Source organism: Elusimicrobium sp. An273, from assembly GCF_002159705.1.
GTDB classification, from domain to species: Bacteria; Elusimicrobiota; Elusimicrobia; order Elusimicrobiales; family Elusimicrobiaceae; genus Avelusimicrobium; species Avelusimicrobium gallicola.
Genome location: NZ_NFJD01000002.1, coordinates 138176 through 159064, shown reverse-complemented (window position 1 = coordinate 159064; position 20889 = coordinate 138176). Strand labels below are relative to the sequence as shown.

Genomic DNA, 20889 nt, shown 5'->3' with positions numbered 1-20889 from the left:
CTTTTTTTATCGCTGCAAAATATCCGGCGGCGTTTGCGCTAAGAGGGCGCGTGCCGTTTGGCGGTCTTTTTTCAGCTGGGCCACCAGCGCATCCAAGCCGTTAAATTTGGTTTCTTCGCGCAGTTTTCCGGCGAACCATACGGTAATTTTACGGCCGTAAATGCTTTGGTGAAAATCAAAAATGTTTACTTCCACCAGCGGCAAGCTGGAATGAATGGTGTTTACCGTAGGGCGAAAACCGATGTTGCAGAATCCATCGTAATAGCGGCGGCCCACCCGCACTTTTACCGCAAACACGCCAAGCGGCAGAATTTTATAAATGCCGGTATCCAAATTGGCGGTCGGGAAGCCCAGCCGCCGGCCCAGCTTGTGCCCGGTCACGACCGTGCCGGTCAATTCGTACGGCCGGCCTAAAAGCAGGTTGACGCGCTCAATATCGCCCAGAGCCAAGGTTTTGCGGATTAAGGAGGAAGATACTTTCTCCCCGTTTACCTGGTAAAAAGGAAGCGTTTCAAACGGAATTCCCCGGCGGGTGCATTCTTCCCGCAGAAAGGCCGCGTCCCCGCTGCGGTCTTTGCCGAAGGCAAAATCCTGCCCGATCAAAAGCCCGCCCATTTGAAAGGTACGCAAGAGTATATTTTCAAAAAAATCCAACGGCTCCATATTGCGGCATTGGGCAAAGTCCAGCGCCTGCGTGTTGGAAACCAACGTTTTTAGAAGGGCTTTCTTTTCGGAGGGGGTGGTAAGCACCGTCATTTCGGGATGGGCCGACAAAAGCGTTTTGGGCGGATACGGGAAATACAGCGCCAGCGGCCGCTGCAAATGCCGGACGGATAAGGCTTCCAGCCGGTTAAATAAACAGCGGTGTCCGATGTGAACGCCGTCAAATGTGCCAATGGTGATAAAATTTTTCTTGCTCATAATCTAATAGGGGTTACCCGCGCGTATAATACTTGCGCATCCGCGTTTTTAAGCAGGTTGCCGTCAAACGCATCCTGCACGCAGTAAGGGCCGATTTGCAAACGCCTCAGCGCCGTTAAATGCCCCGCACAGCCCAGCTGCTTGGCAAGCAAATACCCTAACGACCGCACATAGGTGCCGCAGGAACAAAATACCGTAAATTCAATTTTATCCGGCGCAAGCAGGCGGATGTCCTGCCATTGAACCGTTACGTCGTTGTATCTTCGTTCCATCGGCAGGCCCTGCCGGGCCAAATCGTACATATGTTTGCCGCCAATGCGTTTGGCGCTAAAAAAGGGAATCGGCTGGCGGATGGTGCCGGTAAGGGCTTGGGCGGCTTGGCGGACTTGCTCCGGCGTAAGCGGGGGGACGGGCGTTTGGCGCGTTACTTCGCCATACGCATCCCAGGAATCCGTTTCCGCACCTAATTGCAAGCGGGCTTGGTAAGTCTTGGGTAATTTCAAAAAAGCGTCCTGCCGGCGGGTAGCTTCCCGCCCCACCAGCAAAATTAACAGGCCCGTGGCCATGGGGTCAAGCGTGCCGCTGTGGCCGATTTTTTTGGTTTTTAAAATGCGCCGGGAAATGGCAATTATGTCGTGCGAAGAAAAGTCCGCCGGTTTATCAAGCAGCAACAGCCCGCTCTTTTGCGGTTCAGCGGATATCTTTGACGACATCATACACCACTTGGGCCAGCTCGTCGGCTACTTCGTTGACGGCTTTGCCGGTTACTTTAAACCCGGAAGCCCGTGCATGCCCGCCGCCGCCGAACGTCTGGGCGATTTTGCTTACGTCCACCCCGCCGCGCGAGCGTAAATTGACGGATACTTTGTCCGGCTCTTCCTTAATCAGGGCCGATACTTCCACCCCGGGAATCATCGTCGGTTGGCTGACAATGCCCTGCGTTTGGGCGGGCGTCGCGCCAAAGGATTCAAAATCGCGCCGGGTAAGAATAATTTGGCTGTATTTGTTGTCAAAGCGCATTTCCATTTTTTCAAGCGCCCGGCCCAGCAGTTTTAATTCAATGTAAGATTTGGTGAAATAGATGACCTGGTTGATTTTATCCACATTGGCGCCCAACGCCACCAAAGCAGAACCCACCCGCAGCGCCTCGGCCGTGGTGTTGGAGTGCACAAAGCGGCCCGTATCCGTCACAAGGCCGGTATAGAGGCAGGTGGCCTCGTCGGGGGTAGGCAGGCAGTGAGCCTCGCCGGAGGCTTCAAAAAGCTGGAAGATAATTTCCGCCGTGGAGGAGGCTTTGGAATCAATATGATTGACGTCTCCATAAGCGTCGCTTACCAAGTGGTGGTCTATATTGACCAGCGTTTTGGCTTTGCCCAAGACGCTTTCCAAATCGCCGCCGCGCTGGCGGTCGGAACATTCCAAGAGGATGACGGTGTCAAAATCGGGCTGTTCGGGCAAGACGCCTACGTGAATTTTAGAAAGCCCCGGCAAAAATTTTAAATCGTTTCCAATGGCGGGCGCCGCATAGGCATAGACCGTCTTTCCCAGCCGTTCCAGCAGGGAGGTCATCGTCAGCGTGCAGCCTAAAGAATCGCCGTCCGGGTTGAGGTGCCCGGCAATAAAAAACCGTTTTCCGGCGCGGATGGCTTGCCAGATTTGTTGCAGGCTTTCTTCTCTATTTTCCATCTTGTTTTTCCTTTTCTAAAATTTGGAAAATGGATTCCACGCGCGAAGCTTTTTCGGGCGTATCGTCAAATTCGAAACTAAAAGAGGGAATCCGCTTTAAATGCAGCCGGCCGCGCAATTTGGCGCCGATTTCCTTGCGCAGGAGCGACAGGGCTTCCTGCGTTTTCTTTTTGTCTTCGGGGCTGCCAAACACCGAGAAAAACACCTTGGCGTTTGCTAAATCCTTAGACAGGCGCACCGCCGTAATGGTAACAAAACCGCCAAAATCGCCGTTGGCGGCCATTTTGGTAATAAGCGTATTAATTTCTTCCAAAAAAAGGGTTTCCAAACGTTTAATTCTGTCAATCATATTCCTATTATAGCATTTTGCTTTCGCGAGCTAAAAAATACTTGAAAAAGAAATGAAATATATTTAAACTATATCTGATAGGTGCATTTTTCCTGCGCTCATTCAAAAAAAGGAGATAAACTATGAAAAAAGGTTTTACGTTAATTGAACTCTTGGTAGTCGTGTTGATTATCGGGATTCTTTCCGCGGTGGCGTTGCCGCAGTACACCAAAGCGGTGGAAAAAGCCCGCACGACGGAAGCGGTTACTTTGTTAGGGGACTTGATTAATGCGGAGCAAATCTACAAAATGGCCAACGGTTCTTACACCAATGACCTGTCGCTTTTGGATTTGCAATTGCCGGGTGTTACGGGAACTACGACCCAAACTTCTACGCTAACCAAAAACTTTCAGCTGACCATTCCGGTGGCTACTTCCACCACCTTCTTGGCGGTTGCCCAGCGCGGAACGGTAAGCGGCACTTCGTTTACGGCCTCTACGAATACGGACACCCAATACACCATCAATGCTTCCATTGATGCCAACGGAAACATTCGCCGCTGGTGCGAAACGGCAAAGCCGACTGCTGTGTTAACGGCGGATAAAACCACCGGTGCTTCGTCCATTTGCAAATCTATTGCAAACGGCAACGCGGGCGGTATGATTAAATAACGCTTGCAAACGATATTTTCCGGGGCTTGTAAAAGCCCCGGATTTTTTTTGTCCGGGACGGAAAGGAAATGACAGAAAATCGTTGCGCGGCAATTTCCAGCCGGATGAATACGCGCCAGCAATGCGGGTGTTTTGTTTTGGCTAGGGGGAGAAAGGCCCACCTATTGCGCACCCGCGCTACATAAAAAGCCCCAAGCTGACGCCCGGGGCTTTATGTTTCAATTCGTATGATTAGGACGAAGAATTAAATTACATTTTAATTCTGCTCGTCCCAATCTGCGCTACATAAAAAGCCCCAAGCTGACGCTCGGGGCTTTATGTTTCAATTCGTATGATTAGGACGAAGAATTAAATTACATTTTAATTCTTCTCGTCACAATCTGCGCTACATAAAAAGCCCCAAGCTAACGCCCGGGGCTTTATGTTTTAATTCTTGCTGTTGGAATCAGAATTAAATTACATTTTAATTCTGCTCGTCACAATCTGCGCTACATAAAAAGCCCCAAGCTGACGCCCGGGGCTTTATGTTTCAATTCGTATGATTAGGACGAAGAATTAAATTACATTTTAATTCTTCTCGTCACGTTATCCTTCCGGAAACATTCAATCGTGTCGCCTTCGGCAACGCCTTTGAATCCTTCCACCAGGATCCCGCATTCATAGCCTTTTTCCACTTCTTTTACGTCGTCTTTGAAGCGTTTTAATCCGCCGATTTTGCCGTGGCCCACTTCTTGTCCGTTGCGTTTAATGCGCACTTCGTAGCCGCGGATAATCGTGCCGCTTTCCACCAAAGAGCCCGAAATTAAACCGGAGCTTAATTTCATCACTTTTTTGATGGTAGCCGTCCCTACGACCGTTTCCACCACGTCCGGCTCCAATAAGCCTTCCATAGCGGCTTTGATGTCTTCCAAGAGTTCAAAGATAATCGTATAGCGGCGGATTTCAATGCCTTCGCGTTCGGCTTCGGCTTGGGCTTTATTTTCCACGTCCACGTGGAAGCCAATCACTACGGCATTGCTGGCTTTGGCCAGCAAAATATCCGACTCGTTGATGTTGCCCGGCGCGGAAAGGATGATATCCAATTCCACCTCATCGGACGGAATGCGCAGCAAGGCGTCTTTAATGGCTTCAATAGAGCCTTGCACGTCCGCCTTTAAGATAAGCTGCAGCTTTTTGACGCGGTTGCCGTTTTCATCATTCTTGCCCAAGCTCATCAGAGACATTTGCTTGCGGTGTGCCTGAGAGTCTTCTTTTTGGGCCAGTTTGCGTTTTTCGGCGGCGTAGCGGGCTTCTTTTTCGCTGGGCATAATGTAGAGCGTATCGCCTACTTGGGGCGGCTCCCCGTTAATGCCCAAAATTTCAGCCGGCGTGCTGGGGCCGATTTTTTGGTAACGCTGGGAATTTTCGTCAATCAGCGCGCGGATGCGGCCGTAGTTGGTGCCTACGATAAACGGGTCGCCCACTTTCATCGTGCCTTTCTGTACCAGCACCGTGGCCACTACGCCGCGTTTATTGTCGCGTTTGCTTTCCAAAATCACGCCTACACCCGGGCGATCCGGATTGGCTTTGAGTTCCATCATTTCCGCCTGGAGGGAAATCATTTCCAAGAGTTTATCAATGTTGATGTGTTTCTTGGCGGAAATTTCCACAAAAATCGTATTTCCCTGCCATTCTTCGGGCACCAGGCCGCGGGCCGCCAAGTCTTGTTTGACGCGATCCGGATTGGCGCCGGGAAGATCAATCTTGTTGATGGCCACAATAATAGGAGCTCCCGCCGCTTTGGCGTGTTCCATTGCTTCTATGGTTTGCGGCATAATGCCGTCCGTAGCCGATACCACCAGCACCACAATATCCGTGGCTTGGGCGCCGCGGGCGCGCATGGCGGTAAACGCTTCGTGGCCGGGCGTATCCAAGAACGTCAGGGTACCGCGCGGCGTGGTCACGCGGTAGGCGCCTATGTGCTGGGTAATGGCCCCTTCTTCGCCGGCCGCTACGTTGGACTTGCGGATAGCATCCAGCAAGCTGGTCTTGCCGTGGTCTACATGGCCCATAATCGTGATGACGGGGCTTCTGGGTTTTAAAGAAGCGGGATCGTCCGGCGTTTCCATCAGGGCGACGGTTTCTTTGTCCAAATCTTCTTCCGCCATTTCCGCCTTAAAGCCGCATTCGTCCACAATCAGCTCAATCATATCTTTTTCCAGACGCTGGTTAATAGTGGCGAAAATGCCCATCATCATCAGTTTTTTGATGAAATCATTGGTTTTGAAATTCATCTTTTCAGCCAGCTCTTTTACCGTCGGCTGGCCCACAATGCGGATGCATTTGGGGTCTCTTTCCGGCTGTTTGGGCGCTTGCTGTTCGCCGTGGTGATGCCCGTGGCGCGGGCCTTGCGGGTGGGTGGGCGCCGGTTTGGGCTGGGAAACAGGTTGTGCCGGCTGAGATGCCGGTTTAGGCTGCACCTGCGGTTGGGCCGGCTGAGGCACCGGTTTGGGCTGCACCTGCGGCTGAGCCGGTTTAGGCTGGGAAACTGCCTGCGGCGCTTGGGCAGGAGCCGGTTGAGCCGCCTGCGGCTGGGCCGGTTTCACAACGGGCTGCGTTGCGGAAACGGGGCTTTCTTTTGCCGGCTGAACGTCCTGCACGGGTTGCGTTTGGGGCGCTTCTTGCTCGGCGGAAGCGACTTTTTTGACCGTCTTTTTAGCGGTTGTTTTTTTGGCGGCCGTTGTTTTGGCCGTCGTCTTTTTGGCGGTCGTTTTTTTAGCGGCCGTCGTTTTAGAGGCGGTTTTTTTAGCCGTCGTTTTTTTAGCCGTTGTCTTGGCCGCAGTTTTTTTGGCCGCGGGTTTCTTCTTGGCGGAGGATTCCTCTTCGCTATTAGTTGTTTTCTTGGTTGTCATTCACATCCTCCTGCTCGTTAGCGGCTTGTTTGTCCGCCAGGTACTTCTTGGCACCTTCAATCATTTTGGCGGCCGTTTTTTCGCCGATTCCCTGCACGGTAGACAAGTGTTCCACATCCATTTCGGCAATTTGTTCTACGCTCGTAAAACCGGATTTTTGCAGTACTTCGGCCATTTTGGGGCCAATCCCTTCCACATCCGCCAAAGCGGCCTGTACGGCGTCGGAAGCTTCTTTGCCTTCCTGCGCTTTTTGGGATTCGCTCTTTACTTCCAAGTTCCAGCCCGTCAGTTTGGAAGCCAGTTTAATGTTCTGCCAATCTTTGCCGATGGCAATGGCCAGTTGGTCGTCCGGCACGATGACGGTGGCTTTCTTTTCCGCCAAGCTGTCAATCTTTACGAAGTCGGCTTTGGCCGGCGCAAGGGCGTTCATAATCACGGTAGAAATATCGTCGGAATAGTTAATCAGGTCAATGCGTTCGCCCGAGAGTTCGTTCATCACCGCGCGAATGCGGATGCCGCGCATGCCCACGCAGGTGCCGATGGGGTCAATTTTGCTGTCAATGCTCGACACCATCACTTTGGCGCGGAAGCCGGGGTCGCGCTGGATGTTTTTAATTTCCACAATGCCTTCGTTGATTTCCGGCACTTCTACTTTAAACAATTCTTCCAAGAATTTGCCGTTGGCGCGGGAGAGAAACACGTACGGCCCACGCTGGCCTTTATCCATTTTGTAAGCGGCCGATTTATAGCGGGAAAGCACGGGGTCGTCTCCTACGGCGGCCAGGTCGTTTTGGTTCATCACTTTGGCAATGACCGCCTTCACGCGGGAACCGTTTACATAGCGTTCTTTTTTGATTTGTTCGCAGTAGGGCAAAATGGCTTCAATTTTGCCTAAGTCTACGATGATATCCCGGTCGGAAAAGCGGCGCACGGAACCCGTTACCACTTCGCCTTCGCGGGGTTTAAATTCTTTATAAAAATTGTCGCGTTCAATGCCGCGTACTTTCTGAATCAGCACCTGTTTGGCAATCTGCGCGGCAATGCGGGAGAAGTCTTCCACTTCCAGCGTAATGGTTACCACGTCGCCCACTTTGGGGTTTTTGAGGTATTTTTTGGCGCCTTCCACGTCAATTTCCATTTCCGGGTTGGTAACCAGTTCCACTACGTTTAAGGTTTGAAAGGCCTGAATGGTGCCTTTTTCCACGTCAATCTTGGCGCTGATTTGGGCCGTTTTGCCCAAGTTTTTGCGCAAGGCGGAAACGAGGGCGTCTTCAATCGTTTTTAAAATGTCTTCGCGTTTGATGTTTTTCTCTCTTTCGAGGCCTTCCAACGCCAATACTAAATCTTTAGCTGTTCCTTCCATTTTTATTATTCTCCTTGTATGGCCCGGCGGGTGCCGCGGCGGGGTTAAAATTCAAGAACGGGATCCAAGTTTGCCTTCTTGATGTTGTCGTATGAAAAGCGAAATTGGTTGGTTCCGTCGTCCAATACGAAAGCGTCGTCATCGGCCGAAGCGATGATTCCGGTAAAAGAGCCGCGCCCTTCCAGGGGCACTTTCAGCACAATTTTGGCGCGCTGCCCAACGAAGCGCTTAAAATGTTCGGGTTTTTTCAGCACGCGCTGTACGCCGGGGGAAGATACTTCCAAAATATAGGCGCCGTCCATCAAATTTTCCATTTCCAAAATGGAATCAATTTTATCCGTCAGTTCGCCGCAGTCGTCAAGCGTAATGCCGCCGACTTTGTCTACAAAAAACTGCAAAACTTTTTTTCTGCCTTGGTTTTGGATGACCAAATCCACCAATTCCACCTCTTGCGGGGCGAGGGCTTTGGCCACGGTTTCTTCTATGGTTTTGGGATCTCTCATGGCTACTCCTTGTAAGTGCCTTATTTATGGAAAGAGCGACTTGTTGCCAAGTCGCTCTTTCTAGTACATTATTATAATAACATTCCGGGGGGATGTTTGTCAACCCCGCAAACGGCCTTAACGAAACGCCTAGGCGCAGCCGGGACGTTTGGTTATGTGCCGTTAGGACAGCCATTTTATGCCGGCGGCTCCGATAACAATCAAAAGCATTCCGGCTAGGCGTCCGGCGTTGCGTCCTTCGTGAAAGAAGAACATATTTACCAGGACAGCACCCGTTGTTCCCAGCCCAATCCACACCGCATAAGCCGCACTTACGGCCAAGTACTGAAAGGAAGTGTAGAGCAGGGCAAAAGAGAACAGAAACCCGCCTGTAAATAATAGCAAATTCCGCCAGGTGGGAAATGAGCTAAATTTTTTTAGCCCGATTGTACCGCAAACTTCGGCAAAAGCCGCCGCCAGTACCCATAACCAACTCATCGGATACCTCCCGACGGTTCTTTTCCGTCTGACAACTTCAAAATGACGACTCCGCAAATTAGCAAGGCAATACAAATAAGCTGCCCTGCGGAAAGCGTTTCGTCGAACAGGAAACGATCCATAACCACCGTCCCTGCAGAGCCCGCCGCGGCAAAAACGGCATATACCGTGCCCGTGGGCAAAGATTGGCACGCTTTGGTGAGAAAATAAAAATCCAATCCAATCACCCCAGCTACCAATCCCCAATGCCAGCCTGTGCTTGCTGTGTTGAATCCATACACCCACAGCAGTTCAAACACACAGGTGAGTACAACAAAGATCCAAGGATTTAACTTCTTCATAAAACACCTCTGCCAGCCTAGTCATCAGACTCCCAGAGCGTGTTTAACAAATACGGCGGTTTCCTCCTGTTGGCGTGCGGCCTCCTGTGCATCCCGGTGGCTGAAGAGAAACACTTGTTCGGCCGCTTCTTCAATACAAGCTATCAGCAATCGCGCCGTGTACGGCGCATTCATTCCCGCACGCAGTGAAAGGCAGTTGCGCTGCAGAAATTGTTTTATCCATTCATAAATGGGGGCGTATAAGCTTTCCCATTTGGTAATGTCGGCGCTTTGGGTAAGCCCCGTATAGAGAAAAGCCAGTATATCGCGGTGTTTGTCTACCGTTTTAAAAATGCTTTCCACTATTTGGTCTACCTGTTGTGGCAGCGGGGCGGCCGGATTTACCGTATTTGTCAGTTCCTCTCTCATTTTGAGCACCATGCCCTGGGCAATGGCGGGCATAACAGAGAGTTTGGAAGAAAAATACAAGTAAAATGTGCCCTGCGCTACGCCGGCTTGTTTTACAATGTCGGAAACCTTGGTTTTTTCTAAACCTTTTTTCTTAAATACCGCCATGGCGGCGTTTACCAACTTCGTTTTTGTATCCATTAAACCTCTTTTACGAAGAGAATATGACTGACTGTCAGTCATATTCTAGCTATAAAAATATGTTTTGTCAAGTTTACAATCCAAAAACTAAATAAAGCTGTATTGTTTGCATCGGGCAGGAACTCTTTTATGTGTGTGGAATTTTTTTGTTCGTGCGAAATAAAAAGAGCTTTTTAGTGAACAATTGGCAACCTGGGTCCTGCACGGAGTAGCCGCAGAGAAGATGCTTGCCCGCTTGGAATGGGAGAAGACTGAAGCCGGAAATTTTTTGGCCCGGCACAAAATCCAATGTGAAGAATAAACTTTCCTTCTAATCCTTTTTTGCCGTTGCGGGCGGGAAAAGCCTTATCTAAAATGATTAGGTATCAAGGCGATTTTCGCCAAACTTCCAAATTACAGGGGGAAAAATGAAAAAAACATTCGCTCTGGCGGTTTGCACGCTTTTGGGCGCCACGGCCGCTTTTGCCCAGAAAGGGATGAATTCCGCCGCTTACCAGCAAAAAGCGGGCGCGGCGGCTACGCTAAAAGCCAATGAAGCGTCTTTAAAACAAGGCGTGCCGCAGCTTAAAGTAAACAAGACGACCACCACGACCAGCGTGTATGATACGTCGGTTCGCAACAAAAAAGGCACGACGGATTCCGTGATTGTGGAGCAAAGCGTTACCAACGCCCAAGGAAAGACCACTACGGACGGCGCCGTTTACGAAAGCTATACGCCCAGCAAAGCGGCCCTAACCAACGACAACCGCCTGGAAGTGTCTGTTGCGGCGGGGGAAACCTACAGCTACAACAAAGACAACCGCAGCGACCGCTACGCCACAAACGGATTGGCGGGCAACGTAAATATGCTGTGGCACGTGTCGCCCCATTTTGCCTTCGGGGCGGACTATATGATGCTGCACCCCCGCAACAAATCGCATAATCACGACGGCGAAGCCCGCAATTATGACGACTTGTACCTGCACAGCATTGCTTTGGCCGGCAAGTACACGATCAACGCGTGGGACAGCTGGCGCCTTTACGTGCCCATGGGCTGGGGAATGATGAACGCCAAAATGAAAACCCATTCCGATGCGGCCCGTTCCAGCGAGTCCAAATGGGGGACGGGTTTTTATGTAGGTTTAGGCCTGCAGTATGATATTTCCGCCCGCGTATTTGCCGGGTTGGAATACCGCTATACGTATGCTTTTATCAGCGACAAAGACCTTTCTGCTTACGGGCGCGACAAAGATTTGCAATACCATTCCGCCTTTTTGCGCCTGGGCATGCGCTTTTAACATACGCCCTGTCAAAAAAGGAGCTCCTTTCGGGGCTCCTTTTTTTATGGTTTCAGTTCTGCCTGCGTTTAACGCCAGCGGGTATATACGCGGGCGGCTTCTTTGCCGTCTGAAGCGCGGACAAGCGTATGCCAGAAGGCATTTTCTTCACAGGGATACACCCCGATGCGGATGACTTCTCCTGCGCGGCATTCGTTTTTAAAGGAAATTAACATGCGGTCTAATTGGCGGTCTTGGCGGGCGGAGGGGGGCACGCTTTGAATGGCCCACGCCGCATAATGGGTGTTGTTGACGTGCGCATTTAAATCCAAGTCTTCCTCGCGCGTAACAATTTCCAGCGTGGCGGCAGGGGCGGCGGCGGGCAGGGGGGCTTTAAAATTTTCTTCGGGCTCCAAGGCGTCTGCTTCCGGCGCGCGCACGGACAGGAGCTGCGCGGGCGTGCGGGTCAGGCGGCGCTTTACAATATCCATAATCGCCCACCAGGAAGAACCTTCAAACAGCGGCGTTTGGTCTTTCCCGTAGGCCACAAACTGGCGGCGGCTTAAAATTTTATCCGAAAAAGCGTGCCACGTTCTAAGCGTTACGGGCTGCAGCGGAACGTCTTTTTGCAAGGCGCGCACTTGCATATGCGTCAGGATCCAAGCCAGGTTTTGGGGGTGCAAATCGTCAAAGCCAAAGCCAGATTGTGCGCTGTCCAGTGCGGCGGCTTGCTGGAAGTATTTTAAGAAGGTAACGGCGGGGATGTGCCCGGCCGCGTCTAATTCGTCAAAACGGACGTGAAAAATTTGTTCTAACATATTTCTATTTTACTTTTTTACAGAGGAAAAATCTTTACCTCCGGCTGGATTTCGGAGGTGTTTTACAAGGGGGTAACAGTGTGAAAATAAGGTGGCTTAAACTAGTCCAATGAACGGGCATAGAGCGGGCAGCCGGGCCCGGCAAGGGGGTACTTTTTCCGACGGGAAAAAGTACCAAAAAGCGTCCGCCCCGGCGTTCTCTAAAAATCACTTTCAAACGGACCCTTTTACAACTCGCTTCGCTCGAACAATAAAAGGGCCTTGTCGTTTGAAAGGCTTTTTAGAAACAGGACAAAGGGGCGGATAAACGGCAACAACACAAAAGGGAAATACTTCTTTGTATAGCAGGGCGGCTCGCCTGCCGTTTTGTTAGTGTGCAACAGTACAGAAACAATGTGGCCTAAACCAATCGGATGAACGGGCATTGAGTCGGGAGGGGCGGCTCGCCCCTTGACTCGCTTTTTTTGATAAATTTGGGCTATGAACAAAATTTATCAAAAATCATCTCCGGGTGCTAAAAACGCTGGATTTACGCTAATAGAGTTATTAGTAGTGGTTTTAATTATTGGTATTTTGGCAGCGGTCGCCTTGCCTCAATATGAAAAAGCAGTTTTTAAAGCACGTATGAGTGAAGCTTTTGTCAATTTAAAAAATCTGGCACGAGCCATACAAGTATGTGAATTAACAAATGGGGGCCCTCCTGCCGGACAGTGGTCTACTTATCCATGTTATGATACTTCTGCTTTAGATATAGAATTGGGTACGCCGGATTCTTATTTTTTTAACACGGAACAGTTTACCTATATAATTGACCGAGGTTCTTTAACTGATCCGGATGTATTAGCGGTAGGGTATCATAAATTAAGTGATGTATGTATATGTATTGATGAAGAAGGTAATTTCTTTGCCGATCAAGAGCCGGCTGGGTGTGGTAACGGAAATTATCCCAAATTTAATGTGCCAAAAACGTTAAATATAGAAGATAGAGTGTGTAATTGTTGTTGATAAAAAAGCCCCGGCAAAGCCGGGGCTTTTTTAAAGGCTCACTGCGCGGAAAGTTTATTTTCCGGCGGCTTGCAACAGTTTTTTAACCGCTTCGTCCAAATTCCAGCGGACGGACTCTTTCTCCGTGCGCTTTTTGTATTCGCACTGCCCGTCTTTTACCGTGCGGCTGCTGACCACCAACCGGTGCGGCAGGCCGATTAAGTCCATATCTTTAAACTTAATGCCGGCGCGTTCGTCGCGGTCGTCTAGCAGCACGGACAGCCCAGCCGCTTCCAATTGTTCGGTAATGGCGTCCGCGTGTTTTTTGACTTCGGGGTTGGACGCATAATCAATGGCCACCAACGCCACGTCAAACGGAGCCAGCGGCGCGGGCCAGATGATGCCGTTTTCATCGTGGGATTGTTCGATGGCGGCGGCCACCACGCGGCTGATGCCAATGCCGTAGCAACCCATAATCATGGGTTTGGAAGTTTGGTTTTCGTCCAAGAAATTGGCGCCCATACTGGCGGAGTATTTGGTGCCGAGTTTAAATACATGCCCGGCTTCAATGCCGCGGGTAAAGGTAAATTCTTTGCCGCAGCGGGCGCATTTATCGCCGGCGGAGGCCATTTTTAAATCGGCGTACACGTCCACTTTAATGTCGCGGCGGGGGGTAACGTTGATCATATGCACGTCTTTTCCGTTGCCGCCGGACACGCCGTTTACGATGTTTTTAACGTAGTTATCGGCATAAATCATGACGGACGGGTTTTTCTCTTTCAGCCCCTGCGCGCCGGCAAAGCCCACAAAAGAACCCGTTACCTGGGTGTAGACTTCTTCGGATGCTTTTTCCAGCTCGTTGCATTTAAGAAGGGCCTTAAATTTAAATTCATTGAGTTCATGGTCGCCGCGCACCAACGCCACTACGGGTTTCCCGTCGGCGGTGAACACCAAGAGCTTGATTAACTGGGAAGTGGGCACATTGAGCATGGCCGCTACGTCCTCGATGGTATAAGCTTTGGGCGTGTCCCGCTTTTCCATGGGTTTTAAATCGGCTTCGTTTATCGCAAGGTCGGCCGGGGCCTGAATTTCGGCTTTCTCCGTATTGGCGGCGTAGCCGCAGGCGGGGCAGTTGGCGATGGCGTCCTCGCCGGTATCGGCCAGCACCATAAACTCGTGCGAAAAGTTCCCGCCGATGGCACCGGTGTCTGCCTCTACCGCTTTAAATTCAAAGCCGCAGCGTTTGAAAATGCGCTGGTAAGCGTCGTACATTTTTTGGTACCAGTCATTGGCGTCTGCATCGTTGGCGGCAAAGGAATAGGCGTCTTTCATATAAAATTCGCGCGCGCGCATCACGCCAAAGCGGGGGCGGATTTCATCGCGGAATTTCGTGCCGAACTGATAGAGGCAGAACGGCAGCTGTTTGTAGGAAGTGGTGTCTTTTTTCACTAAATCGGTCATTACTTCTTCGGCGGTGGGGGCAAAGCAGAATTCGGCTTCTTTGCGGTCTGCAAAGCGCAGCAGTTCTTTGCCGTAATACGTCCAGCGGCCGCTTTCTTCCCACAGTTCTTTGGGCTGCACCAGCGGCAGCCACACTTCGCACGCGCCGGCGCGGTTCATTTCTTCGCGCACAATCGTTTCCACTTTTTTAAGCACTTTTAGCCCCAACGGCAGCCATTCATACAGCCCGCTGGCCACTTTGCGAATCAGCCCCGCGCGGATCATCAGTTTGGCCGAAAGCGTGTCGGCATCTTTGGGTGCTTCTTTTAAGGTAGGCAAATAATAATTTGAGAGTTTCATTTGTAGTGTTTCCTTTTATTTTTTCCAGTCTTTAATTTTTTGAATTAAAAAATCTACCCATTTTTCCTGGGGGAGTTTGAACATCGTCTGCCCGTGTTCAAAATACAAGCCTTCGCCTTTGCCGCCGGCGATGCCGAAATCGGCGTCGCGCGCTTCGCCCGGGCCGTTTACCACACATCCCATTACGGCAATTTTAAGGCCGGTGGCTTTTTGCAGGAGGGCTTTGTCGGAATAAATTCTTTCTTCCAACGCGTGCACCGTGCCCGTTACGTCCACCTGGGTGCGCCCGCAGGTGGGGCAGGAAATTAAGTTGGGGCCGTATTCGCGCAGGCCAAGAGCCTTTAAAATTTCATACGCGGTGCGCACTTGCATGCGCGGGTCTTCCGTCAGCGATACGCGTATCGTGGCGCCAATGCCTTTTTGCAAGAGCGTTCCCAACGCCACCGCGCTTTTGACCGTGCCGCTTAAAAAACTGCCGGCCTCGGTCAGCCCGATGTGCAGCGGAATATCACTCTGTTTGGCAAACAGTTCGTTGGCCAATACGGTGCGTTTAAAATTATCCGATTTCAGCGAAACGACCACATCTTTAAAGTTTAACTGCTCCAAAATGTTGGCTTGCTCCAGGGCTTCGTTTACCATTACTTCGGCCCATTTTTCATCGGACAAATCCATTTTGCCCTGCACGCTTTTTAAGTATTTTACGCTGCCCGCGTTTACCCCGATGCGAATGGCCACGCCGGCGTCTTTGGCGGCTTTGACGACTTCTTTGGTGTTCTCCACCGCGCCGATGTTGCCGGGGTTGATGCGCACTTTGTCTACGCCCTGTTTAATGGCTTCCAAGGCCAGTTTATAGTCAAAATGAATATCCGCCACGAGGGGGGAGTGAATGCGTTTTTTGATTTCGCCGATAGCCTGCGCGGCCTGCATATCGGGCACGGCTACGCGGTTAATTTCGCAGCCGGCGTCTTCCAGCAGGTTAATTTGTGCGGCGGTTGCCTGCACGTTGCGCGTATCGGTGTTGCACATGCTCTGCACGCGCACGGGGTGCCCGGAGCCCAAAATATACGGGCCTACTTTAACTTCTCTAGTCTTGTACATGTTCCGCCTCCGCGGATGGGGTGCCTTTTTCCGCTTGGGCTTGCGTAGCCACAGCGGCGGCCTTGGGTTTAAAGAAAATGCGTTTAATATCCGAATAAGACGCATATACCACCAACAACAGCAGGATATATAATCCTACGTTGGCGGCGCGGTTGAGCATTTTTTCGGTGGGGAGTTTTTTGGTCAGCCCTTCCCATAAATATACCAACGCATACCCGCCGTCCAAGATCGGAATCGGGAACAGGTTAAACATCCCTACCGCCAAGGACAGCATGGCAATTAAAAACACAAAATCAAACAAACTGCGGTGCACCGATTGGTGAATCACGTTCACAATGCCAATCGGCCCGGCCAGCTCGGGCGCTTTCTTTTTGGTAAAGCTTTGCGCCAGCGAGCGCAGGGAAAAGTCCGTCCAGTAGTAGCACTGGTAAAACCCCAGCCCCGCGGCCGCCCATATGGAAACGGGTTTAAACGTCGGGTTGACGGTAATGCCCAGCACGGTGGGAGCCTCCGGCTTGAAATCGGCGGCTTTTGCCGTGGCGGTAAGCGTTTGGCCGTCGCGCTCGTACGAAAGGGTTACGTCCCCTTTGCGCAGGGCCATGGCTTGGGTTAAATCTTTCCAGTTGGCAATGGGCTGCCCGTTGATTTGGCGGATTACGTCGCCCGGCTGCAAATCCAGCTTTTCGGCGGGGTACCCTTTGGCTACCGTTCCCACCGCCGCCGGCAGTTTGACGGGATCCGTTTCCGGCATGCCTTTAATGTAAATCAAAACGCCAAAAATCAGCGCCGCCAGCAGGTAGTTAAACAGCGCACCGTTTACCACCATAAAAAATTTGGCGTACCATTTCTTGGCCGCAAATTCGTACGGCTTGGGCGGTTCGGGCGCGTCCTGCGGGTGGAACATCGGGCCGGCTGGCTCCACAAAGCCGCCAAACGGAATGGCGCGGACTTGGTAATCCGTATCGCCCACTTTTTTATGCCACAAAATTTTGCCGAACCCGAACGAAAATTCGTTGACGCGAATCCCGGTCAGGCGGCAGGCGATATAATGCCCGAATTCGTGCACAATCACGATAGGGCTTAACACCACAATTACGGCAATAACGGATAAAAGCATATTCTCTCCTAGATAACGGCTTTTTTATAAGCTTTTTCTTTCAGACACGCCGCCGCCGCTTCCCGCGCCCAGCGGTCGGCTTCCAAGGCTTGGTTGAGGGTAGCGTCCGCCTGGGTTTGCGGGGCCGCTTTGAGCACCGTGTACACCAGTTTGGCAATGTCGGTAAATTTGATTTCTTCTTTTAAGAACGCGTCCACCGCCACTTCGTCGGCCGCGCTTAACACCGCAGGCAGCAGGCCGCCTTTGCGCGCGGCCGCCAAGGCCAAGTCCAGGCAGGGGAAGCGGTCTAAGTCCGGGGCGAAAAATTCCAGTTTGGCGGTTTCAAACAAATTGAGTTTTTTAACCGGCCCGGGCGCACGTTTGGGGTAGGTGATGGCGTATTGAATGGGCACGCGCATATCCGGCTCGCCCAGCTGCGCCAAGATAGCCCCGTCGTTAAATTCCACCGCCGAGTGCACAATAGACTGCGGATGAATGACAATTTGCACTTTTTCTTCGGGCAGGTTAAACAAATTCATAATTTCAATGGATTCAAAGCCTTTGTTCATTAACGTGGCGGAATCAATCGTAATTTTTTTGCCCATGCGCCAGCGGGGGTGATTTAGCGCCTCGCCGGGAGTAACCGTGGAGAGCGCTCCTTTTCGCTTGGCAAACGGCCCGCCGGAAGCGGTTAAAAACACGCGGGAAATCTGCGGCTCCAGTTTGGAATATCCGTGCGCGTCCGCCATGCCGCTTAGGCATTGGAAAATGGCGGAGGGTTCGCTATCCACCGGCAAAATGGCGGCTTCCCAGCGTTCGCATTCTTTCATCAGGGTTTTGCCGGCCATGACCATAGGCTCTTTATTGGCAAGGGCGATGGTTTTGCCCGCTTTAATGGCGCTGACCAGCGGCTGAAAGCCCACCGCGCCCACCACGCCGCTGACGATTAAATCCGCCGTAGGCAAGGAAGCCATAAACATCAGGCTGTCAATTTCCGGCGGCAAGAGCCGGGTGCCTTCGGGCATTTGGTCTTTGATTTTTTCGTAGCTGGCCGGGTTTAAGACGGCCGCGAAACGGGGCTTAAACGAGTGGAGCTGTTTTAAAAATAAATCCGTATTGTTATTGGCGGAGAGAGCGATGACGCGGTAGTCCGGGCCCAAACGGGCAATCACGTCCAGCGCGGACGTGCCGATAGAACCCGTGGAGCCTAAAATAACGATGTTCTTCATAACGTATACAATACCACGTAGTAGAACAGCGGCGCCAGGAGCAGGTAGGAATCAAAACGGTCTAAAAAGCCGCCGTGCCCGGGCAAGAGATTGGAAGAATCTTTTACGCCGGTGGAGCGTTTGATGACGGATTCGGCCAGGTCGGACACTTGGCCCACTACCGCTACCAACAGCCCCAGCCATACCGCTTCGCTCACGGAGAAAAGCGTGGATAAAAACAAATGGCGCATCAGCACCGCCGCACCCACGGCCAGCACCGTACCGCCGACGGCCCCTTCCCAGGTTTTCTTGGGGCTGACTTCTTTGTTTAGTTTATGGCGCCCCAAAAAGCGCCCGCTGAAATAGGCTCCCGTATCGCATACCCACACGGTAATAATCATAAACAGGGTTAAGTATTCGCCGTAGGTGGCAATGTCGCGCAGGTTGACCAAATGCGCCAGCGACCACGGAATTAAAAACACGCCCGTAAAGGTGTTGCAGACTCTGTCCCACGAGCGTTTGGGGGTAAGCACTTCAAAGAAAAGCACGCCGAAAATGACCACGCTGACGGAGAACGGGTACAAGTTGTCGGGCAGATCCACCATATCGGCCGGCGCGCGGCCCAAAATGGCCACTACTGCCATCAGCAAGCCAAACAGCAGCAAGCTGGGCATATGCACCGGTTTTTTGCCGGCAGTCAGCACCAGTCCGTATTCATACAGACAGAGCAGAATTACAGCGCCTACAAAGGCCATGTAAATCACGCCGCCAAAGTGGATGGCGGCCAGTACAACGGGAATCCCAATCAGGGCAGTTAAAATACGGGGTAATAGCATAATTTTATTTTACTATATTTAGGCGGTTTTATCTTGGAAAAAACAAGCTAAAACGAAAGGACTTTTTCAAACGCGTGGCGCGCTTGGCTTTGGCGTACAAAAATGACGCCGCAGTCCGTAAATCCGTGCTGCAACAGCAGGTGGCGCACGGGATGGTTTTGGGGGTGGGTGTCGGCGCGGAGGGAGCGGATGCCTTGGGCGCGGGTTTGGCGTTCCCAAAAATCTATGATTAATCCTGCCGCTCCCGTGCCGCGCAGGGTTTCGGTAAGGGCCAGGCGGTGCAGAACGCAGTAGTGCCCGTCCGTCAGCCAGGCGCCCTGGGTAATGACGCGGTAAGGTTCTTCGTCTTCAAACGACAGGGCAAAATACCCGTGCACGGCGCCGTTTGTTTCTACGGCGTAGCCTTTGCCGCGGGCGATATCGTCGGCCAGGACGGCTTCGTTGGGGTATCCGTCCTGCCATTGGTCTACGTGGCGGCTGAGCAAGAGCGACTTGGCCGCCCGGATGATTTGGCGGATGCGCGGTAAATCGGCCGGCCGGGCCGGGCGGATAAGGGGGGTGGTCATTTTCGTTTGGCTACCATCGCTTTTATTTTGGGGCTTTTCAGTTCCCACAAGGCGTTGGAGGCTACCCAACGGGCGGATTTATTGTCCGCGTACAAATCCAAAATTTCTTCGGCGCAGGCAATGGCTTTGGGCGTCAGGCGCGGGTTCTTTTTGCCGATGTTGCGAAGCGCCCAGTTGACCGCTTTATACACCATCGGCCGCGGATCGGCGGCGTGGTTTTTGATAAGCGGCAAGAGCTTAATCAGTTCCTCGTCTTTTGTTTTGGCGCGGGGCGCGGCCAGCGAGCAGATAATCGCAAAGCCGGCCCGGCGTACAAATTCTTCTTCCCGCTTGATCCAGCGTTCCGCCAGTTTCAGCGGATTTTTTACTTTGGAAAACAGGTTGTTGCAGCACGAATCGCAAATATCCCAGGAATTGAGCGCGTGGGCCCAGTCGTTTAATTGCTCGCGCGTCATTCGGGCGGGATCGGCCAGCATAGAGGCGGTGATGCGCGCCTCGTGTATGCCGGTTTCCCACAGGGCTTCGGCCAGTTCCTGATCCGGCCGCGGCAGCCCCTTTACCAGCAGGCGCAGCGTCGTAACCGGGGTGCCGAGGGCGTTGTCGATGCAGATGCCAAAGCGTTCGCTCATTTGTTTTTTAAACGCGGGCGAAGAAAAACGCTTGATGCGCCTCAGCAGTTCTTCACAGCGGGAACGGGTAATGGGGGAAGTCATACGCCTCCAAAGCGGCGCCTGCGCACGCGGTAGGCGGCGAGGGCCCTTTCAAATTCGGCTTCGTCAAAATCGGGCCACAATACGGGCGAAAAATAAAATTCGCTGTAGGCTGCCTGCCACAAAAGGAAGTTGGACAGGCGTTCCTCGCCCGAGGTGCGGATAATGAGCTCCGGGTCGGGCAGATCGGGCTGGTAGAGGTGCTGGGAAATGTCCTGCACCGTAATTTCTTTTTTGTCTTCCCGCAAAAGGGCATTGACGGCGTGCACAATTTCCTGCCGCGCGCCGTAGTTAAGCGCCAGGTTGAGGGTAAATCTCGTATTGTGTGCCGTGGAGGAAACGGCGTGGTCTATTTGGTTAAGAATAGCCGGGGGCAGCGGCTCCCGCTCGCCGCTTACCAGGAGGCGTACGCCGTATTTATCCGCCTGTTGCGTATAGCGGGAAAGAGTTTGCGCCAACAATTTAAAAAGCCCGGCAATTTCTTCCTGCGGGCGCGTCCAATTTTCGGTAGAAAAGGCGTACAGCGTAAGCACTTTTACACCCGCTTTCTGCGCCGCTTTTAAGGTGCGCTCCACGGCTTTGGCTCCGGCGTTATGCCCAGCCAGCCTGGGCAGGCGGCGTTCTTGGGCCCAGCGTCCGTTGCCGTCCATAATAATGGCAACATGCTGCGGAACGGGATTGACGGGTGTTTGGCTCATAAAGATATTGTAGCTTTTTTGGCGTTTTACGCAAATAAAAAACCCCGCCG

22 protein-coding genes are annotated in these 20889 nt (G+C 52.1%); 3 read left to right on the top strand and 19 right to left on the bottom strand.

The annotated features are described in order from the left end of the window. Positions 1 to 6: 6 nt before the first annotated feature. Genes ribF through rbfA form a run of 4 tightly spaced genes read right to left on the bottom strand, consistent with a single transcriptional unit; the run spans position 7 to position 2956 of the window. Complete coding sequence (ribF, locus tag B5F75_RS03465) at positions 7 to 921, bottom strand: riboflavin biosynthesis protein RibF (protein ID WP_087287973.1); 915 nt, start codon at positions 919 to 921, stop codon at positions 7 to 9. Then, positions 918 to 1637: a tRNA pseudouridine(55) synthase TruB gene (gene truB / locus B5F75_RS03460; RefSeq protein ID WP_087287971.1), complete on the bottom strand. Its 720-nt coding sequence runs from the start codon at positions 1635 to 1637 to the stop codon at positions 918 to 920. The genes ribF and truB overlap by 4 nt, the downstream gene beginning before the upstream one ends. Further along, on the bottom strand, positions 1612 to 2607 hold the full coding sequence (locus tag B5F75_RS03455; RefSeq protein ID WP_087287969.1) for a DHH family phosphoesterase: 996 nt from the start codon (positions 2605 to 2607) through the stop codon (positions 1612 to 1614). The genes truB and B5F75_RS03455 overlap by 26 nt, the downstream gene beginning before the upstream one ends. Then, entirely contained in the window at positions 2597 to 2956 is a 360-nt protein-coding gene (gene rbfA, locus B5F75_RS03450) for a 30S ribosome-binding factor RbfA (RefSeq protein ID WP_087287967.1), read from the bottom strand. Before rbfA ends, B5F75_RS03455 begins: the two co-directional genes overlap by 11 nt. Before the next feature lie 122 nt (positions 2957 to 3078). Between rbfA and B5F75_RS07465 the strand changes: the two genes are divergently transcribed. Then, entirely contained in the window at positions 3079 to 3606 is a 528-nt protein-coding gene (locus B5F75_RS07465; protein WP_087287965.1) for a type IV pilin protein, read from the top strand. Positions 3607 to 4166: 560 nt separating this feature from the next. Here B5F75_RS07465 and infB read toward each other — a convergent pair. The 6 genes from infB to B5F75_RS03415 all read right to left on the bottom strand — a co-directional run bounded on the left by infB (position 4167) and on the right by B5F75_RS03415 (position 9769). Then, positions 4167 to 6497 carry a translation initiation factor IF-2 gene (infB, locus tag B5F75_RS03440; protein ID WP_087287963.1) on the bottom strand — a complete coding sequence of 777 codons (2331 nt, stop codon included), beginning with the start codon at positions 6495 to 6497 and terminating at the stop codon, positions 4167 to 4169. Beyond that, positions 6475 to 7860, bottom strand: coding sequence for a transcription termination/antitermination protein NusA (gene nusA / locus B5F75_RS03435; protein ID WP_087287961.1), 1386 nt, complete (start codon positions 7858 to 7860; stop codon positions 6475 to 6477). Before nusA ends, infB begins: the two co-directional genes overlap by 23 nt. A gap of 44 nt (positions 7861 to 7904) precedes the next feature. Next, entirely contained in the window at positions 7905 to 8363 is a 459-nt protein-coding gene (locus B5F75_RS03430) for a ribosome maturation factor RimP (RefSeq protein ID WP_087287959.1), read from the bottom strand. Positions 8364 to 8525: 162 nt separating this feature from the next. Continuing rightward, positions 8526 to 8840, bottom strand: a complete 315-nt coding sequence (locus B5F75_RS03425) for a DMT family transporter (RefSeq protein WP_087287957.1) — start codon at positions 8838 to 8840, stop codon at positions 8526 to 8528. Next, a complete protein-coding gene (locus tag B5F75_RS03420) occupies positions 8837 to 9181 on the bottom strand; it encodes a DMT family transporter (RefSeq protein ID WP_087287955.1) in 345 nt (114 codons plus the stop codon). Before B5F75_RS03420 ends, B5F75_RS03425 begins: the two co-directional genes overlap by 4 nt. 24 nt (positions 9182 to 9205) lie before the next feature. Further along, complete coding sequence (locus B5F75_RS03415; protein WP_158093762.1) at positions 9206 to 9769, bottom strand: TetR/AcrR family transcriptional regulator; 564 nt, start codon at positions 9767 to 9769, stop codon at positions 9206 to 9208. A gap of 407 nt (positions 9770 to 10176) precedes the next feature. On the opposite strand from B5F75_RS03415, the gene B5F75_RS03410 reads away from it, so the two are divergent. Then, positions 10177 to 11046, top strand: a complete 870-nt coding sequence (locus tag B5F75_RS03410; RefSeq protein WP_087287951.1) for an outer membrane beta-barrel protein — start codon at positions 10177 to 10179, stop codon at positions 11044 to 11046. A 68-nt stretch (positions 11047 to 11114) separates the two neighbouring features. On the opposite strand, the gene B5F75_RS03405 is transcribed toward B5F75_RS03410, so the two are convergent. Next, positions 11115 to 11843: an acyl-[acyl-carrier-protein] thioesterase gene (locus B5F75_RS03405; protein ID WP_087287949.1), complete on the bottom strand. Its 729-nt coding sequence runs from the start codon at positions 11841 to 11843 to the stop codon at positions 11115 to 11117. A gap of 480 nt (positions 11844 to 12323) precedes the next feature. Here B5F75_RS03405 and B5F75_RS07675 point away from each other — a divergent pair, with 480 nt between their 5' ends. Continuing rightward, on the top strand, positions 12324 to 12848 hold the full coding sequence (locus B5F75_RS07675; protein WP_087287945.1) for a type IV pilin protein: 525 nt from the start codon (positions 12324 to 12326) through the stop codon (positions 12846 to 12848). A gap of 54 nt (positions 12849 to 12902) precedes the next feature. Here B5F75_RS07675 and B5F75_RS03390 read toward each other — a convergent pair whose 3' ends face one another. From B5F75_RS03390 to uppS, 8 genes are read right to left on the bottom strand one after another with little or no spacing between them, the layout of a single operon-like run. After that, on the bottom strand, positions 12903 to 14627 hold the full coding sequence (locus B5F75_RS03390; RefSeq protein ID WP_087287943.1) for a proline--tRNA ligase: 1725 nt from the start codon (positions 14625 to 14627) through the stop codon (positions 12903 to 12905). 15 nt (positions 14628 to 14642) lie between these two features. Beyond that, positions 14643 to 15725 (bottom strand): flavodoxin-dependent (E)-4-hydroxy-3-methylbut-2-enyl-diphosphate synthase, encoded by a 1083-nt coding sequence (ispG, locus tag B5F75_RS03385; protein ID WP_087287941.1) that lies wholly within the window; start codon positions 15723 to 15725, stop codon positions 14643 to 14645. After that, positions 15712 to 16842, bottom strand: a complete 1131-nt coding sequence (locus tag B5F75_RS03380) for a M50 family metallopeptidase (protein ID WP_087287940.1) — start codon at positions 16840 to 16842, stop codon at positions 15712 to 15714. The genes ispG and B5F75_RS03380 overlap by 14 nt, the downstream gene beginning before the upstream one ends. Before the next feature lie 8 nt (positions 16843 to 16850). After that, positions 16851 to 18050 (bottom strand): 1-deoxy-D-xylulose-5-phosphate reductoisomerase, encoded by a 1200-nt coding sequence (gene dxr / locus B5F75_RS03375; protein WP_087287939.1) that lies wholly within the window; start codon positions 18048 to 18050, stop codon positions 16851 to 16853. Next, the gene (locus tag B5F75_RS03370) at positions 18047 to 18865 is read right to left on the bottom strand and encodes a phosphatidate cytidylyltransferase (protein ID WP_087287938.1); all 819 of its coding nucleotides are present in this window, start codon (positions 18863 to 18865) and stop codon (positions 18047 to 18049) included. Before B5F75_RS03370 ends, dxr begins: the two co-directional genes overlap by 4 nt. A gap of 47 nt (positions 18866 to 18912) precedes the next feature. Continuing rightward, a complete protein-coding gene (locus B5F75_RS03365; protein ID WP_087287935.1) occupies positions 18913 to 19431 on the bottom strand; it encodes a GNAT family N-acetyltransferase in 519 nt (172 codons plus the stop codon). Continuing rightward, positions 19428 to 20144 carry a DNA alkylation repair protein gene (locus B5F75_RS03360; RefSeq protein WP_087287933.1) on the bottom strand — a complete coding sequence of 239 codons (717 nt, stop codon included), beginning with the start codon at positions 20142 to 20144 and terminating at the stop codon, positions 19428 to 19430. The genes B5F75_RS03365 and B5F75_RS03360 overlap by 4 nt, the downstream gene beginning before the upstream one ends. Further along, entirely contained in the window at positions 20141 to 20839 is a 699-nt protein-coding gene (uppS, locus tag B5F75_RS03355; RefSeq protein ID WP_087287931.1) for a polyprenyl diphosphate synthase, read from the bottom strand. The genes B5F75_RS03360 and uppS overlap by 4 nt, the downstream gene beginning before the upstream one ends. Positions 20840 to 20889: the final 50 nt, after the last annotated feature.

Excerpts from the sequence above, each read along its gene's own strand:
- B5F75_RS03360 (WP_087287933.1), bottom strand. The coding sequence starts at position 20,144 with ATGACTTCCCCCATTACCCGTTCCCGCTGTGAAGAACTGCTGAGGCGC.
- B5F75_RS07465 (WP_087287965.1), top strand. The coding sequence starts at position 3,079 with ATGAAAAAAGGTTTTACGTTAATTGAACTCTTGGTAGTCGTGTTGATT.
- infB (WP_087287963.1), bottom strand. The coding sequence starts at position 6,497 with ATGACAACCAAGAAAACAACTAATAGCGAAGAGGAATCCTCCGCCAAG.
- B5F75_RS03455 (WP_087287969.1), bottom strand. The coding sequence starts at position 2,607 with ATGGAAAATAGAGAAGAAAGCCTGCAACAAATCTGGCAAGCCATCCGC.
- B5F75_RS03380 (WP_087287940.1), bottom strand. The coding sequence starts at position 16,842 with ATGCTTTTATCCGTTATTGCCGTAATTGTGGTGTTAAGCCCTATCGTG.
- ispG (WP_087287941.1), bottom strand. The coding sequence starts at position 15,725 with ATGTACAAGACTAGAGAAGTTAAAGTAGGCCCGTATATTTTGGGCTCC.
- uppS (WP_087287931.1), bottom strand. The coding sequence starts at position 20,839 with ATGAGCCAAACACCCGTCAATCCCGTTCCGCAGCATGTTGCCATTATT.
- B5F75_RS03390 (WP_087287943.1), bottom strand. The coding sequence starts at position 14,627 with ATGAAACTCTCAAATTATTATTTGCCTACCTTAAAAGAAGCACCCAAA.
- rbfA (WP_087287967.1), bottom strand. The coding sequence starts at position 2,956 with ATGATTGACAGAATTAAACGTTTGGAAACCCTTTTTTTGGAAGAAATT.
- B5F75_RS03415 (WP_158093762.1), bottom strand. The coding sequence starts at position 9,769 with ATGGATACAAAAACGAAGTTGGTAAACGCCGCCATGGCGGTATTTAAG.
- B5F75_RS07675 (WP_087287945.1), top strand. The coding sequence starts at position 12,324 with ATGAACAAAATTTATCAAAAATCATCTCCGGGTGCTAAAAACGCTGGA.
- nusA (WP_087287961.1), bottom strand. The coding sequence starts at position 7,860 with ATGGAAGGAACAGCTAAAGATTTAGTATTGGCGTTGGAAGGCCTCGAA.
- ribF (WP_087287973.1), bottom strand. The coding sequence starts at position 921 with ATGAGCAAGAAAAATTTTATCACCATTGGCACATTTGACGGCGTTCAC.
- truB (WP_087287971.1), bottom strand. The coding sequence starts at position 1,637 with ATGATGTCGTCAAAGATATCCGCTGAACCGCAAAAGAGCGGGCTGTTG.
- B5F75_RS03425 (WP_087287957.1), bottom strand. The coding sequence starts at position 8,840 with ATGAGTTGGTTATGGGTACTGGCGGCGGCTTTTGCCGAAGTTTGCGGT.
- B5F75_RS03405 (WP_087287949.1), bottom strand. The coding sequence starts at position 11,843 with ATGTTAGAACAAATTTTTCACGTCCGTTTTGACGAATTAGACGCGGCC.
- B5F75_RS03430 (WP_087287959.1), bottom strand. The coding sequence starts at position 8,363 with ATGAGAGATCCCAAAACCATAGAAGAAACCGTGGCCAAAGCCCTCGCC.
- dxr (WP_087287939.1), bottom strand. The coding sequence starts at position 18,050 with ATGAAGAACATCGTTATTTTAGGCTCCACGGGTTCTATCGGCACGTCC.
- B5F75_RS03420 (WP_087287955.1), bottom strand. The coding sequence starts at position 9,181 with ATGAAGAAGTTAAATCCTTGGATCTTTGTTGTACTCACCTGTGTGTTT.
- B5F75_RS03410 (WP_087287951.1), top strand. The coding sequence starts at position 10,177 with ATGAAAAAAACATTCGCTCTGGCGGTTTGCACGCTTTTGGGCGCCACG.
- B5F75_RS03365 (WP_087287935.1), bottom strand. The coding sequence starts at position 19,431 with ATGACCACCCCCCTTATCCGCCCGGCCCGGCCGGCCGATTTACCGCGC.
- B5F75_RS03370 (WP_087287938.1), bottom strand. The coding sequence starts at position 18,865 with ATGCTATTACCCCGTATTTTAACTGCCCTGATTGGGATTCCCGTTGTA.